Origin of the sequence: Sinorhizobium terangae (assembly GCF_029714365.1) — a bacterium.
Lineage (GTDB): Bacteria > Pseudomonadota > Alphaproteobacteria > Rhizobiales > Rhizobiaceae > Sinorhizobium > Sinorhizobium terangae.
This window is the reverse complement of record NZ_CP121659.1, coordinates 2,014,603-2,031,771: the sequence shown is the minus strand read 5'-3', so window position 1 is coordinate 2,031,771 and position 17,169 is coordinate 2,014,603. Positions and strand designations below refer to the sequence as shown.

The window sequence follows — 17,169 nt, the reverse complement described above, 5'->3', positions numbered from 1 at the left end:
ATACAGTACAGTTGCACAAAACTGTTATGCATCATGGAGCAGTACAGATGGGCGTTGCAGCGACGACTGAGGGTGGTGGCACACGTGTGGCGGCAGTGATGAGCGCCATCCGGCAGCGCATCGCCAACCGCAGCCTGACGCCGGGGAGCAAGCTGCCATCGGTCCGCGCCTTTGCGGCGACCATGCAGGTCTCGACTTCGACCGTCGTGGACGCCTACGAACGGTTGGTCGCCGAAGGGGTGATTGCGTCGAGACCGGGCTCCGGCTTCTACGTTTCCGGGCAGGTCGTGCCTCTGGCATTGGCCGAGGTCGGACCCCGGCTTGACCGCGCCGTCGATCCGCTATGGGTTTCCCGGCAGTCTCTCGAAAGCAGCGATACGACGCTCAAGCCCGGCTGCGGCTGGCTCCCGCCGTCCTGGATGCCAGGGGCGGCATTGCGCAAAGGGCTGCGCGGCCTCTCGCGGGCGGAGGACGCGGCTCTTACCGATTATGGTACACCGCTTGGTTTTCCGCCGCTCCGTCAGTTGCTTGCGCGGCGCATGATGGAGCGCGGCATCGAAGCCTCGCCCGACTGCATCATGCTGGCGGAGTCGGGAACTCAGGCGATCGACCTTCTCTGCCGCTTCTTCCTCGAAACGGGCGACACGGTTCTTGTCGACGATCCGTGCTATTTCAATTTTCATGCGCTGCTGCGCGCTCACCGCGCCAAGATCGTCAGCGTGCCCTACACTCCGATGGGCCCGGACATCGAGGCTTTCGCCAGGGTGGTCACGGAGCACCGGCCGCGCCTCTACATCACCAATTCCGCCATCCACAATCCGACCGGTGCGGTGCTCTCTCCCGTTGTCGCCCATCGGGTGCTGAAGCTGGCGGACCAATTCGACCTCACCATCGTCGAGGACGACATCTTTGCCGATTTCGAGCTTACCCCCGCGCCAAGACTGGCAGCTTTCGATGGTCTCAGCCGCGTCATCCACATCGGCAGCTTTTCGAAAACCCTGTCGGCCTCGGCGCGCTGCGGCTTCATCGCCGCACGCCGGGAATGGATCGAGGGGTTGGTGGACCTCCGGATCGCCACCTCCTTCGGCGGCGGACGCCTTTCGGCCGAGCTCATCTATAACGTCTTGAGGGACGGCGGCTATCGCAAGCACATGGAGACGCTCCGCGCGCGACTGGCCCGCGCAATGGCCGAAACCGGTTCCAGGCTGAAACAGCTCGGCATCGAGCCTTGGCTGGAGCCGCAGTCGGGCATGTTTCTCTGGTGCCGCTTGCCCGCGGGCCTCGACGCCGCCGACATTGCCCGGGAGGCGCTGGCAGACGACGTGGTGCTGGCGCCAGGCAATGCCTTCAGCCTTTCACAGTCGGCTCAAGAGTTCATGCGGTTTAACGTTTCGCAGTGTCTGGACGATCGGGTGTTTGAGACGCTCGGGAAAGCGATCGACAGGCGGAGATCGCCGGGCGTTTCGGTGCGGGGATGAGCACACGCTCGTGAAGTCAGTTGTGTGGGTGGGGTGCGGCCACCTACCCACCGCATTAGGTCAGTTGGACCACCGGCCGTCCCACCCACCTCATTCCTGCGCTTGTCACAGGAATGAGCAGCGCCGCGTCTGCGGCGCGGGAGACCCCTCGATATCGGCGGCGCGAATGATCGCGGGTTACCGCGCAGAACGCCGGACCCACATCTCGTCCGTCTCGACTACTGGAGGCCTCGTCAGCCACGGCGCGGACGCGCCGTGGCTGGATTCCTGTGACGAGCACAGGAATGAGGTGGAGGGTGGGGATGCGCTACTGCCCAACTGACTTGATGAGAGCCCGTTGCGCTTCGCGCCACCAAGGAGCGGAAGAGCGCCCGACCCGACCTCATGTTACGTCACCAGCGACCGAAGCGCGACCTATGAAAGCGCGGCTGGTGACCGCGATGACGAGTGCGGCGACGATCAGGACTGCGGCGACGGCGAAGGTGATGCGCATGCCGGCGGCGACGGCCTCGGGGGCTGCCGTGGTGATCTCGCTGGTGCCGGACGCGAGCGCGAAGACCGCCCCCATGAAGGATGCGCCGGTGACGAGGCCGAGATTGCGCGAGAGATTGAGCATGCCGGAAACGATGCCCCGCTCGCCGGCCCCCACATCCTTTATCACGGCGGTGTTGTTGGCCGCCTGGAACAGGGCGTAACCGGCCGTGACCATGACGATCGGGGCGACATAGCCGGCGACACCGAACCCTGCCGGGAGCAGCGAGAGGAGGAAGGCGCCGGTAGCGATCGCTGTGAGCCCCGCGACGGTCATCGGCTGCGCACCGAGCCGGTCAACGAGGCGGCCGGCGGGGACGCCTGCGAGCGCCGCGACGAGGGGGCCGGCGGACATGACGAGGCCGACGATGGCGGCGTCGAGCCCGAGCCCGTGGGAGAGATAGAACGGCCCCACCACCAGCGTCGCCATCATCACCGTCGAGACGAGTGCGCTCATCGTGAGGCCGGCGGAAAGCACCGGATCGCGGAACATCGCGAGGCGGAGCAGGGGCGAGGCGGTTCTCGCCTCGGCAAACAGGAAGAGGCCACCGGCGAAGATCGCTGCCAGCAACAGGCTCATGTTGAGCGGACCGAAACTGCCCCGGCCGATCGTCATGGCGAGCGCGTAAGCGGCGAGCGTCAGCGCCAGCAGCAATGTGCCGATCGTGTCGAAGCCCGCCCGATCCTTGGGGCGCTCGCGGTCAGCGGGCAGGGTGCGGAACGCGAGGGAGAATGCCGCGACGCCGAGCGGCACGCCGGCTAGGAAAATCGCCCGCCAGCCGAGGCCGGCGATCAGCAGGCCGCCGAGCGAGGGACCGAGAGCAGTACCGATCGCCGATGTCGCCCCAAGGAGCCCCATGGCGCTGCCGGTCCGTGCCTTCGGCACCGTCTCGCCGACGAGCGCCATCGCAAGCGCCATCATGATCGCCGCGCCGAGACCCTGCGCCGCCCGCGCCGCGATCAGCATCGAGAGCGTCGGCGCGACGCCGCAGAGAACCGAAGCAACGGTGAAGAGGGCGATGCCGGAGACGAGTAGACGGCGCCGGCCGACCATGTCGCCGAGCCGCCCGACGCTGACGATGAGGGTGGTGATGGCGAGAAGATAGGCAAGCACCACCCATTGCACCTGCTGGAAGGAGGCGTCGAAGGCCTCAGTCAGCGCCGGCAGGCCGACATTGGCGATGCTGGTGCCGAGCGAAGAGAGCAGCATGGAGAGGGAAAGGGCGGCGAGCGCCCAGCGAAAGGAGGGCGCGCGTTCGCCCTCTTCGGCGATCCCCTCTATTGGTCGCGTCGTGGTCGTCATCGGGGTGAGCTCCTTTTCCGGCTTTGTACGGGCTTGCGGAAAGGTAGCTCTTTGCCGGACATGGCGGAACACGCATCATTTGCACTTCGTTCGTGCGTTTGACGCCATGTCACGTTCGGCTATAGTCGCGCCATGTCGAAGCCCGACCTCAACCTGCTTGCCACCCTCGACGTGCTGCTTTCGGAAGGCAGCGTTGCCCGCGCGGCCAAGCGGCTGCGGCTCAGCCCGTCGGCGATGAGCCGGGCGCTGGCGCGGCTGCGCGAGGCGACGGGCGATCCGCTGCTCGTGCGGGCCGGGCGCGGCCTGGTGCCGACACCGCGCGCACTCGAACTCAGCGCGCGCGTCGGCCGGCTGGTCGAGGAGGCCGAAGCGGTCCTGAGGCCTCAGGAAAGGCTCGATCTCAAACGGCTCGTGCGGACCTTCGTTCTCAGGACGAGCGATGGCTTCGTGGAGAATTTCGGACCGGACCTCATTTCCCGCGTCGGCGAGGAAGCACCCGGCGTGCGGCTCTGCTTCGTGCCGAAGCCGGACCGCGGCAGCGGGCCGCTGCGCGAGGCCGCCATCGACCTCGAAACCGGCGTCGTCGGCGAGGCGACCAGTCCGGAGGTGCGCACGCAGGCGCTCTTCCGGGACAGGTTCGTCGGTGTCGTGCGCATGGGGCACCCGCTTTGTGAGGGCGAGGTAACGGCCGACCGTTACGCCGCCGGCTGGCACGTCCTCGTTTCACGGCGCGGGCTCGACAAGGGGCCGCTCGATGAGGCGCTGGAGGCGCTCGGGCTCGAACGCGAGATCGTTACGATCGTCGGCGGCTTTGCCGCGGCCCTGGCGCTCGCCCGCGCCTCCGACCTGATCGCCAGCGTTCCCGAGCGACACACCGGGGCGCTGAGGGCCGGAATGCACAGCTTTCCGCTCCCGGTCGTCACGCGGGAAATTACGGTGTCGATGCTTTGGCACCCGCGCTTCGACGCCGACCCGGGCCACCGCTGGCTGCGCGGATGCGTGCGCGAGGTTTGTGGCAGGCCGCGCGCGGATTGATCGGCGGGTGGTGGTGACGCCTGTCCCCCATCAGGTTAGTTAAGCCAGTTGTTGCCGCGGCCAGCAACCACCGTCATTCCTGTGCTCGTCACCGGAATCCAGCCACGGCGCGTCGGCGGTGCGAGAGACTCCACCTGATCGAAAAAACGAGTGGCTTCGGGTATTTCCTCCGCGACGTCTCAAATGCTGAAGGCACTTCAACCACGGCGCGGTCGTCTGCGACCGCGAGGAACCACTTGCCATCCGCAATGTTTCGTAATAATTGAAGTTGCATGAAACGTGATAGTCGACTCTCCTCAGTTCTACATGCGCTCCTCCACATGGCCGAGCACAACGGCTCCATGACTTCGGAAGCGCTTGCGCAGTGCATGAACACCAATCCGGTCGTCGTGCGCCGGACGATGGGGCTCCTGCGAGAGGCAGGACTCGTGGCCTCCGCGCGCGGGCATGCCGGGGGGTGGACCATCACCGCCGATCTCAGCACCGTCACGCTGCGTCAGTTGCACGAAGTGCTGGGGGAACCTGCGATCTTCGCCATCGGCAACCGGAACGAAACGCCGGATTGTCTCGTCGAGCAATCGGTGAATGCCGCGCTCGACGCCGCCTTCGCAGACGCCGAGGCGCTTCTGCTGGAACGGTTTGCCCATGTCACCCTGGCCGACCTTGCCGCCGACTTTGCCCGTCGGCATGCGGAGCGGCGCACCAACGCATGATCCCTTAAATCGAAATCCGATCCAAGGAATCATGCGGCAATTCAAAGCGTTACAGCGAAATTTTCGCGTCCGATCGGACGCGCGGCACTGCGAGAGGAACAAGTGATGCAGAATGATGTGATCGTCGTCGGGGGCAGCTACGCCGGAATGGCCGCCGCCCTCCAGCTTATCCGTGCCCGTCGCACCGTCCTGGTGATCGACGCAGGGCTCAGGCGTAACCGCTTTGCCAGCCATTCCCACGGATTTCTCGGCCAGGATGGCATGGACCCCGCCGAAATTGCCGCAAGCGCGCGGGCGCAGCTGATGGCCTATCCAACGCTGACATGGGTCGACGGCCGCGCGGAAGCCGCCGGAGGGGTCAAGGACGCCTTTGCCGTCACGACTGCGGATGGTGCCCAGCATGAGGGGCGGCGGCTGCTTTTTGCCGTCGGCGTGACCGATCAGCTGCCTGAGATCGAGGGCATGGCGGAACGCTGGGGGAGGAGCATTTTCCATTGCCCCTATTGCCACGGTTACGAACTGGAACGGGGGCGGATCGGGGTAATCGCCACGGGGCCGATGTCGGTGCACCAAGCCCAGCTCATTCCCGAATGGGGCGAGGTGACCTTTTTCACCAATGGCGCGCTGGCGCTCGACGATGCTGCCCGCGCCGACCTGAAGTCGCGCGCCGTGACGATAGAGGAAACGCCGGTGAGAAGGATCGAGGGCCATGCCGATGTCCTTCTTGCTGACGGGCGGACCCTCTCATTTGCCGGGCTTTTTACCGCTTCGCGCAACGCCCCTGCGGCGCCGATCGCCGGGACGCTCGGCTGCGAGATCGACGAGACGCCATTCGGCACACAGATCCGCACCGACGCCACGAAGGAAACGACGGTTCCCGGCGCTTTCGCCTGCGGCGACGTAGCGCGCACACCCCATTCGGTCTCGCTCGCCGTGGCCGACGGGGCATGGGCGGGCGCGCAGTTGCATCGGTCTCTGGTCTTCTGACGCATATGGCCGTGCGCCCCCATTCCTTCGCACGGAGGACGAAGGATCACGGCTCAGATCGGCGGATCGGGGCAGCGCTCCGCGGCATTGGTAGGGGCGCTAATGCATGTCGCCCAAAAGTGTGCATCGGTTTTGGGACAACGACATGCATAAAGGCAATGACCTAAAGCGCGCGACGCGCTTCAGGTCCCGCCGCGACGGCGCCGCTGCGGCTTTACATTTCTTCACATTCTCCGAGAACGCTCGAAACGTCGCACTGTTAGCTTTCCCTCCATTGCAGCCGTTGCTGCGGAGTGACAGGAGACCAACTATGGAAAACGAGGACAAGAACCTGGCGAGCCCGGCCGCCAGCCAACCCACTTCGACGGGATGGAGCCGGCGCGCCGCGATCGGCGGTCTCGCGGCCGTCGCGGTTGTCGGCGGGATCGGTTTTGCAGCCGCGCGCAGCGACGATTTCGACTTCGGCATGGGCCGTTTCGGCATGGGCGGCCACATGATGCACGCGCATATGGGAGGTGGCTTCATGGAACACCGGATCGGCTCCGTGCTCGACGAGCTCGACGCGACACCCGAGCAGGAAGACAAGCTTTGGGACATCATCGACAAAGCGCGCTCCGAGATCAGGCCGACATTCCGGGACTTCCGCGAGACGCGTGAGGAGGTTATCGAACTCCTCGGCGCTTCGACCATCGACCGCGCGGCCGCCGAGAAGCTGCGCAGTGAGCGCATCGCGGCCATCGACGAGGCCTCGCGCAAGATGACGACCGCGCTCCTCGACGCCGCGGAAGTGCTGACGCCGCAGCAGCGCGCCAAGCTCGTCGAGCATTTGAAGGAGCGCAGGGCCCACGGCCGGTGGTAAGGCTTACTTGGCTGGGCTACCGCATGTTTCCTTAAATTTTATGCGGTTTAGGGATAAGAACATGCAGCAACTCAAAGTATTACAGCGAGCTTTGCGGGTCTGATGATGCGCGGCGCTGCAGGCGAGTGAACGGAGCGCAAGAAATGGCGGAACGGGTCTTGATCGTTGACGACGACACGCGCCTCTCCGCCATGCTTGCCGACTACCTCTCCGGGAACGGCTACACCGTCCACACCGCGGCGACGGCCACGGCGGGCCTTGCCGACCTCGGCCGTCATGGGCCGGACGCCGTGATTCTCGACATCATGCTTCCCGACTTCGACGGCTTCGAGACCTGCCGGCGCATGCGCGCCGTCTCAGACGTGCCGATCCTGATGCTCACGGCCAAGGGCGAAGAGACAGACCGCATCGTCGGGCTGGAACTCGGGGCCGACGACTATCTGCCGAAGCCCTTCAATCCGCGCGAACTGCTGGCGCGGCTGAAGGCGATCCTGCGCCGCCGCAACGGCAGCGCGGCGGTTGCGCGGACCTTTCGCTTCGGGCGGCTGGAGATCGATCCGGGATCCCGCGCGGTCAGGGTCGACGGCCGCGAATGTGTGCTGACCAGCCACCAGTTCGACCTGCTTGTGGCGCTTGCCGAAAATGCCGGCCGCACGCTTTCGCGCGAGCAGTTGATGGACACGGTCAAGGGGGAGGAGTTGGAAGCCTTCGACCGCTCCATAGACGTGCATATCTCGCGCATCCGGGCGGCCATCGAGAGCGACCCGAAGCATCCGAAGCGCATTATCACCGTGCGCGGCACCGGCTATGTTTTCGCCCGCCTCCAGGACGACGAGAGATAAGCATGTCGCCCAAAAGTGCGCAGCGGTTTTGGGATAACGACATGCGCAAACCCAAAGATGCATGTCGCCCAAAAGTGCGGAGTGGTTTTGGGATAACGACATGCATCTAAACAGAGACCTAGAGCGATGCGCAGCCGGCTGTTCCTGAAAATCTACCTGACACTGCTGGCGAGCCTTGCCGCGGTCGCTGTCGCCAGCGCGGCCTTCGTATGGCTGGGGCAGGGCGAGGAGGAGTTGAGTTGGGAGAGCCAGCGCGCGCGGTTTGTCACCGCGCTCATTCCGCCCGATATGGATCGGTCGTCGGTCGAGGCGACGTTGGAGCGGTTTTCACGGGCCTTCGACGCCGACATAGCGGTCTACGACCCGCGCGGCAAGCTGATCGCGAGCGCCGGTCGCCCGCTCCCGCCCTACATTATCGAGCGGCCCTGGCACCACGGCAGAGGCAACTTTCACACCATGGTGACCGAGTTGCCCGACGGTCGCGCAGTCGCCGCGCGCATGGAGCGGCCCTTCCGCCCGGCCGGCCGCAATCCGCTCGCCTATCTGGCGTTGATCGCCGGCGTCATCGGGCTCGCCGCCTATCCCGTGGTGCGTCACCTCACCCGTCGGCTGGAGCGGCTGCGCGGGGGCGTGGATGCCTGGGGCAGGGGTGAATTCGTAGCGCGCGTGCCGGAGGACGGCAGCGACGAGGTCGCGGCGGTGGCGAAGAGCTTCAACAAGGCCGCCGATCATGTCGAGCGGTTGATCACGTCACACCGCGCTCTGCTCGCCAATGCCAGCCACGAATTGCGCTCGCCGCTGGCGCGCCTGCGCATGGCGATCGACCTTTACGAGCAGGCGCCGGACGAGAGTCGCAAGGAGGAGATCGTCCGCAACCTCGCCGAGCTGGACACGCTGGTCGAGGAGATCCTGCTCGCGAGCAGGCTCGACCATGTGGAACAACTCGATGCGCCCGAGTCCGTCGACCTGCTGGCCTTGGTCTCGGAAGAGGGGGCGCGCAACGGCGTCGAGGTCTCCGGCACGCCGGCGACTGTCACAGGCGATGCGCGCCTCATTGGCCGGCTCGTGCGCAATCTTATGCAGAACGCGCTGCGCCACGGCGGTCCACCTGTCACAGCCACTGTCGCGCGGGAAGGCAGTATGGTGGAACTCAGGGTCCGCGACCACGGCCCGGGCATACCGGACAGCGAGAGCGCCCGCGTTTTCGAGCCGTTCTACCGGCCCTCGGGGCGCAGCGAGGCCACAGGTGGCTGGGGCTTGGGGCTGGCGCTGGTGCGCCAGATCACCGAGCGCCATGGCGGTGCGGTGCGTTATGAAGCTCCGTCTGGCGGCGGCGCCTGCTTCGTGGTGACGCTTCCGGTGCATACTGCGTGATTTCCGCAAATCGGAGTCGATTTGAGGACAAAATCATGCATGGTGGCAGCAGGTTGTGCGGCAAAAGCCGCTAAGGCCCTCCCGCTACAGGTTACGCGGAAGTAGTGACGAATGGATGTAATGCTCTCGAAAGCGGCCGTTCAATCCAATCGTGTGGTTACCGTGACAGCCGAAATCGAGTGGCTCCACCTTGGTCAAAGAATGCACGGCGTTGCAGGCAGCCTTCCTCCACGCTTGGGAAGCGAGCGAAGGACTCGTGACGTTTAGGTTACGTCTGCATGTCCTTAAACCGTAGCGATTTAGGGATAAAACGTGCTGTCATTCAAAGTGTCACAGCCGCTTTTTGCGCGCCCGACAAGACGCGCGGCGCTGTTGGGGGGAGAGGCCGATGTACATTCTCTATGGGGGTGACTTCACCCGCGCACCGCTCGTCCAATGGGTGCTCGAGGAAGGTAAAATCGAGTACGAACTCAGAAAAATAGACATTTTGAATGGCGAGCACCGTACAGCGGAATTCCTTGCTATAAACCCGGCCGGCCTTGTGCCCGTGCTGATTACGCCTGACGGCGACGCGCTCTATGAGGTGGCCGCACTGATGTTATATCTGGCTGACCGGCACCAGCTTACGGATCTCGCTCCTTCGCCGACAGATCCGGACCGGGGACCTTTTCTCTCGGCGGTTTTCCATGTCGCGGGGGACATACAATCCGAGATGAAGCGCTTTCATTTTCCGCACCGGTTCTCGCTGAGATTGGCGGATAGCGCCGGGGTTCAGGATCTCGCAAAAACGCTCGTCCTCAGCCGCCTGGACATCATGAATATGAGGCTGGAAAAAAGGGGACCATATGTCCTTGGAAGCCGCTTCTCCCTTGCAGATTTCTACCTGTGCTTCTGGGTCGCGTACCTCGATCGCGAAGGCGTGTGCCTGCAGTTTCCGTCGATTGCCCGACTGTACGACCTGGTTCGATCTCGTCCGAGCGCGATCCCCTATCTCGAAGAGACCGAGCGGATGGCAGCAGCCTACGCAGAGATGATGAAAAAGAAGCCCGGCGGCGTTATAGCCTGACTCACCGCAACGCTTTCTCCAAGGCATCACGGTTGCGGATCAGCCAGGCGACGCTGCGGGTCTGCCAGGCGATGCCCCAGACGCGCGGGGCGATTTCAGTTCCGGGCGTGATCTGCTGCTCGATCACCTCGTTTGCCGCGCTTTGAGCCGCGAATTCGATGATCCGGTAGCCAAGCCGATGCCGCGCTTCGGCTGGCAGGCCGTAACCGTCCAAGAAGAGGCGCACCTGGCGCAGGCGGCGCCCGGCATCAGGCAAGCCGTTCATCTCGGCGACGTCGTCATCGTAAAGTTGCGCGTTGTTCCAGGCTGCCATGGCGATTTCGGTCAGCCGGTCTACGGGGCCTGCCGCCTCCCAGTCGATCAGCGCGACCGGCTTGCCGGCCCTCGAAACGACGTTCCAGGGTGCCGCATCGCAGTGCCCGATGATATCAGGCCTGCCGACCCCGCGGCCAAACCAGGGGCGCCAGAGCGCATCCGCCGGAGGGCGAAAGGATGCAGTCGCGTCGTGCAGGCAACGCATGAGGCTGCCCAAGGCATGAATGGCCTCGTCCGACCAGGGCGCCGGATTGATGACCTCGCCTTCGATGTAGGTGAGGACTTCACGGCCTCGCTCGTCGAAGCCGTCTCCGACGACGCGGGGCGCGCCCGCGAAGCCGGCATCCTCAAGATGGCGCAGCAGAGATTGGACCGAACGCGCCCAGGGACCGGTCTCCCGGATGACCACGCCACCTCGTCGGCTGACAGCGGTTCTCTCGCCGCCGGCAAGCGGCGTGAAATCGGCTTCTTTCGTCATGGGCGAATGATAGCAGCCGTGCGGTTGAGGAGAAGGGCGCGCTGTGCCTGCTAAGCGCTGCGCCTTCCAAGATTTGAGAAAGCCGCCGTAAAAATTTGAAATTGCGCCGTGATCCTGTTTCTCCAGGAAACACGTAGTGATTCCGCCGCCGGCGTATTCACCGGACCTCCGACGTCCGTGGTTTCATCGGCTGGCTCGGGCGGCGGGGTATAGATGTTGCCCTGATCGAGGGAAAGGATCGTCAAGATTGAGATCATCTTCGCTCTCCTCATGCGCCGGTCGGCCTTATGGAGAGCAGTCTCCGCTGATAGGGGCTTACGGTCCTGTAGTCACCGCCGAAAAGTTCCAAAAAGTTGCAAAGGGCTGCGGTCAAGTCTCGACGTCTGCGCGTCAGCCTTCTTCGAGGCCAGCCTTCGCGAGCCCTTCGAAGACCGGGGCAATTCTCAAGTCCCTGCCGGGCTGGCCGGCGCGGATGCGGGCGATGGTTATACCGGGAGCGATCTTCCTCAGCTCAGCGAGGTAGCGATGTGCTTCTTCCATGCGGCCGAGATGGGCGTTGGCCGCGACAAGTGCCCAGAGCGTCGGGTCGAAATTCGGGTTGCTGGCGTGCGCACGGGCGGCCCAGGCGAGCGCTTCAGGGTACTTGCGGCGCATCATCTCGACGTAGGCGATGCCGCAGAGCGAGAAATGCGCGCCGCGATCTCCCGGGCTCAGCCGGTTCGCCCGATGGAAGTGGGAAAGCGCCTGATCGAGGCTGCCGCAGTGAAGGTGACCGATGCCCGCCCGAACCACGACCATCAGGTTGTTGGGGTTGGCCTCCGCCGCCAATTGCAGCACGGCCAAGCCCCAGTCGTAGTCCTTGGCGGTCTGGAGCAGGGCAACGCCGCAATGCGCCATCACCATGGCGTCGCCCGCCGCCTGTTCAAGGCCGCGGCGCGCGAAGGCTGCGCATTCCGCTACGTCGTCGGGGCCGAGCGGCGGCCAGCCCATGGTGTGGCGGTGTTCGAGCGCCCAGGCCGCATGAGCAAGCAGGTGCGCATTGTCGGGCTCCTGCTCGAGACCCTTCTTGAGCAGCGCATAGGCCTCGGCATTGTCCTTCTCCGTTTCGGTGGAGATCTTTGCCAACGCCTGCAGATAGATGTCGTAGGCGGCGATGCTTCCCGGACGCTCGCGCCGCGACCGCTCGATTTCGGCGGTCTGGATGTGCGGCTCGACAAGCGTCGCGACGTTTTCGGTGATCCGGTCCTGGAATTCGAAGACGTCGTCGAGCTCGCCGTTCAAGGTCTCAGCCCAAAGATGTGCGCCGCTGCCGCCGTCGACAAGCTGCGCCGCAATCCTCAGCCGGCTGCCCGAGCGCCTTATACTGCCTTCGAGCACGTAGCCGACGCCGAGGTCCTTCGCCACCTGCCGCACGTCAGTGAAACTGCCCTTGTAGGCATAGGAGGAATTGCGGGCGATCACCGCGAAGCTCCGGAAGCGGCTCAGCGCCGTGATGATGTCGTCTACGACGCCATCGGCGAAATAGTCCTGGCCGGGGTCGCCGCCGAGATTGGCGAAAGGCAGGACGGCGAGGGCAGGGCGCGTCGGCAGTGCGGCCTCCGCATCTCCAGACCGTGCGCCCGGCTGCACGAGGCGATAGCCGACGCGCGGCACCGTCGCGATCCATTCCTGCCCGTCAGGCGCTGGGCCGAGCGCCTTGCGGAGTGCCGCGATCTGCACCGTGAGATTGCTTTCCTCGACGACCATCCCGGGCCAGCCGCGCTCCATCAGTTCCGTCTTGGAGACAATGCCGCCGGCGGCGTCGAGCAATGCTTCGAGAAGAGCCAAGCCCCGCTGGCCAAGAGCGACGGATTCGCCATGCCGCAGCAGGAGGCCGCGGGCGGGATCGAGGACAAACTGGCCGAAGGCACGCCGCGACTCCATCATGCGCGAAATATAGCCGATCGGACAACCGGCGGAAACGGGCGCCGTTTCTTCAATCGCGCGTGGCACTGACGACGAGGGCGGGGAGAGGCAGGCGGACGATGCCGTTGTCGGTGAAGGGCTGAAAGTTTTCTCCGAGCGCCTCTTCTATCCGCGCCCGTGCTGCCGGCTCCTGCCTGTCCAGCACCATGGTCGAACGGACGAAGGCATGTCGGAAGAAGTCGGAAAGCTCAGCGACGGGGAAGTCGAGGGTGGCGGGGATGTCGCCGAACGTGACGTCGGTGAAGCCGGCCCCATGGAGCACCCGCATTGCTTCTTCCCGCTCGGCGAAGCGGAACAAGGGCGGGGCGGGCGGCAGGTCGACATCGAGCGTACCGTGGCTGCTGACGACCTCCGGAAGGATGCGGAACAACGGCGAGACGTCCGGGCCGCGCCAGACGGTGAAGGCGTAGCGGCCGCCGGGCTTCAATACCCGCGCGGCCTCGGCAATCGCCCGGTCAGGGTCGGCGAGATGCAGGGTGCCGAAATTGTTGATGACGCGGTCGAACGCGGCGTCCCCGAAGATGAGCGCCTCGGCGTCGCCGACTTGGAAATGGACGTTGCTGGCCTTGGCTTTTGCCGCTGCGACCATCTCCTCGGAAAAGTCGACGCCGGTGACGATCGCGCCGCGTGCGGCGGCCGCCAGGCTTGCCTCCCCAGTGCCGCAACAGACATCAAGCGTCGAATGGCCACGGCTGATCCCGGCAGCATTGAGCAGAGCTGCTATGCCGTAGCGGCAGAACCGGCCCGAATAGCGATCGTAGATCCGGGCGCGCTCGCTCCAGCCGCGATGTTCGAGCGTTTTGAAGGTCGGTTGCGTAACCATGGATCGGCCCCCTCCACCAAAGGGCGATTGTATCATGCTTTGGTGGGGTGGGAGACGCGTGAGATCGTCTCCGCCACGCTTCCGTTACCGATGCGACAAGGCAAGCTCAAGGATAACGGGGAAGACGGGGCACACGCGCCGTCGATCCCTGCAGAGGTTTCCGCGTGCGGAAGCGAAGCAGCCCCGGGGAGCCTTCCGCCAGGGCTGCTGTGTCGAGGAACCCGCTCACTCGGTCGTGGGCGTGGTCAGTTCCTGTTCGTCGGTGTCGACTACGAAGACGGCGAGCAGTCTTGCCGATTCCGTGTCGCTGGCGTTCGCGCTGACGCCGTGAAGGGCGCCGGGCTCTTCGTAGAAGTTTTCGCCGGTATTGTAGACCTTTTCCGGCGAACCGTTGACGCTGCTGCGGATCGCACCATCGAGCACCGTCGCATAAATGAAGGCGGAGTCCGGGTGCATGTGGGCGGGCGACGAGCCGCCCGGCTCGTATTCGACAAGCACGCCCTTCATGCTCTTGCCGGGGACGTTCGGAAGGGGCCGGTCGAATACGATCGTCACCTTGCCGGCAGGCCGGTCGCCGGCCGAAGCTGTGGTGATCGCGAGCGCTGCAAATACAGCGGCTGAGAGAAATCGTGTAAACATTGCAATTCTCCTTCGTGGCTAAAAAACTGTCGTTCGCCGCCCCTGATCCTGGATCGCGGATCGGGGGGCGTTGTTCGAGACGTCTGGTCAGCGGCTGCTTACTGAGCCTGTGATCGGGCAAGCCAGTCCTCGAAGCGGGTCGCGCCGAGGCGCGGGTTCTCGCCGGGAGTGAGCGACTGGTCATCGAGAACGGCGCCGAAGTAGCGTGCGTGGACGTCCGGCACGACCTTGCGCGTGTCCTTCGTTGCCTTGAGAAAGCGCCTAATCACTTCGTCGAGAGGGATCGCCTCCGGACCGGCGACTTCGACGGTCCCGTTGACCGGGGCTGCGAGCGTGACGTCGGCGAGCGCCGCCACTACGTCATCCGACGCGATCGGCTGGAACAGCGCCGGCGACACGCGGATCTCGTCTCCGACGGTGGCCGACTGGGCAATGCCGCCGACAAACTCGAAGAACTGCGTGGCGCGCAGGATGGTGTAGGGAATGCCGGAGCCCTTGATGAGGTTTTCCTGTGCGACCTTCGCCCGGAAATAGCCGTTCTCCGGAAGCCGCTCGGTACCGACTATCGAGAGAGCAACATGGTGGCGCACGCCGGCGGCAGCTTCCGCGGCCAGCAGGTTGCGGCCCGACGTCTGGAAGAACTCGAGCACCGCCTTGTCTTCCCATACCGGAGCGTTCGCCACATCGACGACGATGTCGGCGCCGTCGAGCGCTTCCGCCAGCCCCTCGCGGGTGATGGTGTTGACGCCCGTGTTAGGGGAGGCGGCGAGCGCATCGTGGCCGCGCTCCTTGAGGGTCTTCACAAGCTTCGATCCGATGAGGCCGGTGCCCCCGATGACGACGATCTTCATGGCTTCTCTCCTTTTCTCCCGACCGCAACCATTGCCGTCGATCTGGGTGGAGAGTGCCCCGGCGCTCGAGGGAAGTCCTTGCGGCGAGCTTGAAATGAGCTTGAGGGAAGCTTGGTTATTCGTCCAAGGGTGCTATCAAGGGGGCGGAATCATTCGCCAAGGGATACCGACGTGCCGTTCGTTTTTGGAGACTACGTGCTCGATCCGGAGCGCCGGGAGCTTACGCTGCGTGCGGAAGTCGTGGCCGTCGGGCCGCAGGTCTTCGACCTGTTGCTGCACCTCGTCAGAAATCGCGACCGCGTCGTCAGCAAGGACGACCTGCTACAGGCGGTGTGGGGCGGCCGGATCGTATCGGAATCGACCATCACCAGCCACATCAATGCAGTTCGCAAGGCCATCGGCGACAGCGGCGAGGAGCAGCGCCTCATCCGCACCGTCGCCCGCAAGGGCTTCCGCTTCGTCGGCGAGATCAGCATCGACGAGATTGGGGAGCTAGGGCAGCGCGACGGGCGGGGCGTCTTAGAACAGGGCTCCGGCGTGCAGAAGGAGCCGCCCGCGCCGACACTCGTCCTTCCGGATAAACCCTCCATCACCGTCCTGCCGTTCGTCAATCTCAGCGGCGATCCGGAGCAGGAATATTTCGCCGACGGCGTGGTGGAGGACATCATCGCGGCTCTTTCGCGGATGCGCTGGCTGTTCGTCATCGCGCGCAATTCGAGCTTCACCTACAAGGGGCGGGCGGTCGACGTGAAGGAAGTCGGCCGCGAGCTTGGCGTGCGCTACGTGCTCGAGGGCAGCCTGCGCAAGTCCGGCAACAAGGTGCGCATCACCGGTCAGCTCATCGACACGACCACCGGCGCGCACCTATGGGCGGAGCGCTTCGAAGGCACGCTCGACGACATCTTCGAGCTGCAGGACCAGATAGCCGAAAGCGTCGTCGGCGCGATCGCGCCGCAGCTCGAACGGGCGGAGATCGAGCGCGCCAAGCGCAAGCCGACGGACAGCCTCGACGCCTACGACTATTACCTGCGCGGCACGGCGAAGGTGCACAACGGGACCCGTGAGGCAATCGAGGTGGCGCTATCCTTGTTCTACAGGGCGACTGAGCTCGACCCGGAATTTGCGTCGGCCTATGGCATGGCGGCCTGGTGCCATTTCTGGCGCAAGGTCAATGGCTGGATGTCCGATCGCGCCGGCGAGATCGCGGAGGGTGCGCGGCTGGCGCGCCTTGCGGTTGAGCTCGGCCGGGACGATGCGGCGGCGCTGACGCGGGGAGGACATGCGCTCGCCCATCTCACCGGCGACCTCGACGGCGGCATCGCGCTCCTCGACAGGGCGAAGTTTCTCAATCCGAATCTCGCCCCGGCCTGGTTCCTCGGCGGCACGCTGCGGGCTCTCCGTGGTGAAACAGACGCCGCTATCGAGCACCTGGCGCATGCCGTACGGCTCAGTCCGCTGGATCCGGAAATGTTCCGGATGCAGGTCGGGATGGCCCTGGCGAATTTCTTCGCGGGGCGCTTCGATTCCGCCTCGGCCTGGGCGGAGAAGGCGCTGGGGAACCTGCCGAGCTTGCTCCCCGCGGCCGTCGTGGTGGCGGCAAGCCACGCGCTTTCCGGGCGCCCGGAGGAGGCACGGCAGGCGATGCAGCGGCTGCGCGCGCTCGACCCGTCCCTCAGCGTCTCCAACCTCGGGGACTGGATGCCGATCCATCGCCCGGAGGATCTTGCGCGGCTCGCCGAGGGCCTGAGATTAGCCGGCGTGCCCGAGTGACGGCGGCACATCGCATGAGCGTGAATTGCGCTCAGGCGAGCCACGCGCGTGGCCGCGGCGACGTGATCGCGTTCTCTGATGCCGCTCAGGAAAATACCGGCATCCGCAATTACGCGGGTTTTTCTCGCAGCCTCGATCGA

At 65.0% G+C, this 17,169-nt stretch carries 16 protein-coding genes; 9 read left to right on the top strand and 7 right to left on the bottom strand.

Features of this window, described 5'->3' with window-relative positions; translation table 11 throughout:
* Positions 1-47: 47 nt before the first annotated feature.
* Complete coding sequence (locus QA637_RS09725; RefSeq protein WP_153439500.1) at positions 48-1,478, top strand: aminotransferase-like domain-containing protein; 1,431 nt, start codon at positions 48-50, stop codon at positions 1,476-1,478.
* A 382-nt stretch (positions 1,479-1,860) separates the two neighbouring features.
* On the opposite strand, the gene QA637_RS09720 is transcribed toward QA637_RS09725, so the two are convergent.
* On the bottom strand, positions 1,861-3,312 hold the full coding sequence (locus tag QA637_RS09720; protein WP_153439502.1) for an MFS transporter: 1,452 nt from the start codon (positions 3,310-3,312) through the stop codon (positions 1,861-1,863).
* Positions 3,313-3,444: 132 nt separating this feature from the next.
* On the opposite strand from QA637_RS09720, the gene QA637_RS09715 reads away from it, so the two are divergent.
* The 7 genes from QA637_RS09715 (at position 3,445) to QA637_RS09685 (ending at position 10,188) form a co-directional block, all read left to right on the top strand.
* Positions 3,445-4,347: a LysR family transcriptional regulator gene (locus QA637_RS09715; protein WP_283061284.1), complete on the top strand. Its 903-nt coding sequence runs from the start codon at positions 3,445-3,447 to the stop codon at positions 4,345-4,347.
* A gap of 272 nt (positions 4,348-4,619) precedes the next feature.
* Positions 4,620-5,060 (top strand): RrF2 family transcriptional regulator, encoded by a 441-nt coding sequence (locus tag QA637_RS09710; RefSeq protein WP_153439506.1) that lies wholly within the window; start codon positions 4,620-4,622, stop codon positions 5,058-5,060.
* 105 nt (positions 5,061-5,165) lie between these two features.
* Positions 5,166-6,047: an NAD(P)/FAD-dependent oxidoreductase gene (locus QA637_RS09705; protein ID WP_283061282.1), complete on the top strand. Its 882-nt coding sequence runs from the start codon at positions 5,166-5,168 to the stop codon at positions 6,045-6,047.
* A 310-nt stretch (positions 6,048-6,357) separates the two neighbouring features.
* Positions 6,358-6,906: a Spy/CpxP family protein refolding chaperone gene (locus tag QA637_RS09700; RefSeq protein WP_153439510.1), complete on the top strand. Its 549-nt coding sequence runs from the start codon at positions 6,358-6,360 to the stop codon at positions 6,904-6,906.
* Positions 6,907-7,049: 143 nt separating this feature from the next.
* Complete coding sequence (locus QA637_RS09695) at positions 7,050-7,748, top strand: response regulator (protein ID WP_153439512.1); 699 nt, start codon at positions 7,050-7,052, stop codon at positions 7,746-7,748.
* Between the two features lie 126 nt (positions 7,749-7,874).
* Positions 7,875-9,122, top strand: coding sequence for a sensor histidine kinase (locus QA637_RS09690; protein ID WP_283061280.1), 1,248 nt, complete (start codon positions 7,875-7,877; stop codon positions 9,120-9,122).
* A gap of 388 nt (positions 9,123-9,510) precedes the next feature.
* Positions 9,511-10,188 carry a glutathione S-transferase family protein gene (locus tag QA637_RS09685; RefSeq protein WP_283061279.1) on the top strand — a complete coding sequence of 226 codons (678 nt, stop codon included), beginning with the start codon at positions 9,511-9,513 and terminating at the stop codon, positions 10,186-10,188.
* Position 10,189: 1 nt separating this feature from the next.
* Here QA637_RS09685 and QA637_RS09680 read toward each other — a convergent pair whose 3' ends face one another.
* The 6 genes from QA637_RS09680 to QA637_RS09655 form a co-directional block, all read right to left on the bottom strand.
* Positions 10,190-10,981, bottom strand: a complete 792-nt coding sequence (locus tag QA637_RS09680; RefSeq protein ID WP_283061278.1) for a phosphotransferase — start codon at positions 10,979-10,981, stop codon at positions 10,190-10,192.
* Between the two features lie 50 nt (positions 10,982-11,031).
* Positions 11,032-11,238, bottom strand: a complete 207-nt coding sequence (locus tag QA637_RS09675) for a hypothetical protein (protein ID WP_153439518.1) — start codon at positions 11,236-11,238, stop codon at positions 11,032-11,034.
* 133 nt (positions 11,239-11,371) lie between these two features.
* Positions 11,372-12,907: a winged helix-turn-helix domain-containing protein gene (locus QA637_RS09670; RefSeq protein WP_283061277.1), complete on the bottom strand. Its 1,536-nt coding sequence runs from the start codon at positions 12,905-12,907 to the stop codon at positions 11,372-11,374.
* Between the two features lie 49 nt (positions 12,908-12,956).
* Positions 12,957-13,769 carry a class I SAM-dependent methyltransferase gene (locus QA637_RS09665; RefSeq protein WP_283061276.1) on the bottom strand — a complete coding sequence of 271 codons (813 nt, stop codon included), beginning with the start codon at positions 13,767-13,769 and terminating at the stop codon, positions 12,957-12,959.
* A 225-nt stretch (positions 13,770-13,994) separates the two neighbouring features.
* Positions 13,995-14,408, bottom strand: coding sequence for a cupin domain-containing protein (locus tag QA637_RS09660; RefSeq protein ID WP_153439524.1), 414 nt, complete (start codon positions 14,406-14,408; stop codon positions 13,995-13,997).
* Between the two features lie 98 nt (positions 14,409-14,506).
* A complete protein-coding gene (locus tag QA637_RS09655; RefSeq protein WP_153439525.1) occupies positions 14,507-15,259 on the bottom strand; it encodes an SDR family oxidoreductase in 753 nt (250 codons plus the stop codon).
* Positions 15,260-15,430: 171 nt separating this feature from the next.
* Here QA637_RS09655 and QA637_RS09650 point away from each other — a divergent pair, with 171 nt between their 5' ends.
* Positions 15,431-17,029, top strand: coding sequence for a winged helix-turn-helix domain-containing tetratricopeptide repeat protein (locus QA637_RS09650; protein WP_283061275.1), 1,599 nt, complete (start codon positions 15,431-15,433; stop codon positions 17,027-17,029).
* Positions 17,030-17,169: the final 140 nt, after the last annotated feature.

Coding starts and splice junctions, on each gene's coding strand:
- QA637_RS09725 (WP_153439500.1), top strand. CDS start 48: ATGGGCGTTGCAGCGACGACTGAGGGTGGTGGCACACGTGTGGCGGCA.
- QA637_RS09720 (WP_153439502.1), bottom strand. CDS start 3,312: ATGACGACCACGACGCGACCAATAGAGGGGATCGCCGAAGAGGGCGAA.
- QA637_RS09715 (WP_283061284.1), top strand. CDS start 3,445: ATGTCGAAGCCCGACCTCAACCTGCTTGCCACCCTCGACGTGCTGCTT.
- QA637_RS09710 (WP_153439506.1), top strand. CDS start 4,620: ATGAAACGTGATAGTCGACTCTCCTCAGTTCTACATGCGCTCCTCCAC.
- QA637_RS09705 (WP_283061282.1), top strand. CDS start 5,166: ATGCAGAATGATGTGATCGTCGTCGGGGGCAGCTACGCCGGAATGGCC.
- QA637_RS09700 (WP_153439510.1), top strand. CDS start 6,358: ATGGAAAACGAGGACAAGAACCTGGCGAGCCCGGCCGCCAGCCAACCC.
- QA637_RS09695 (WP_153439512.1), top strand. CDS start 7,050: ATGGCGGAACGGGTCTTGATCGTTGACGACGACACGCGCCTCTCCGCC.
- QA637_RS09690 (WP_283061280.1), top strand. CDS start 7,875: ATGCGCAGCCGGCTGTTCCTGAAAATCTACCTGACACTGCTGGCGAGC.
- QA637_RS09685 (WP_283061279.1), top strand. CDS start 9,511: ATGTACATTCTCTATGGGGGTGACTTCACCCGCGCACCGCTCGTCCAA.
- QA637_RS09680 (WP_283061278.1), bottom strand. CDS start 10,981: ATGACGAAAGAAGCCGATTTCACGCCGCTTGCCGGCGGCGAGAGAACC.
- QA637_RS09675 (WP_153439518.1), bottom strand. CDS start 11,238: ATGATCTCAATCTTGACGATCCTTTCCCTCGATCAGGGCAACATCTAT.
- QA637_RS09670 (WP_283061277.1), bottom strand. CDS start 12,907: ATGATGGAGTCGCGGCGTGCCTTCGGCCAGTTTGTCCTCGATCCCGCC.
- QA637_RS09665 (WP_283061276.1), bottom strand. CDS start 13,769: ATGGTTACGCAACCGACCTTCAAAACGCTCGAACATCGCGGCTGGAGC.
- QA637_RS09660 (WP_153439524.1), bottom strand. CDS start 14,408: ATGTTTACACGATTTCTCTCAGCCGCTGTATTTGCAGCGCTCGCGATC.
- QA637_RS09655 (WP_153439525.1), bottom strand. CDS start 15,259: ATGAAGATCGTCGTCATCGGGGGCACCGGCCTCATCGGATCGAAGCTT.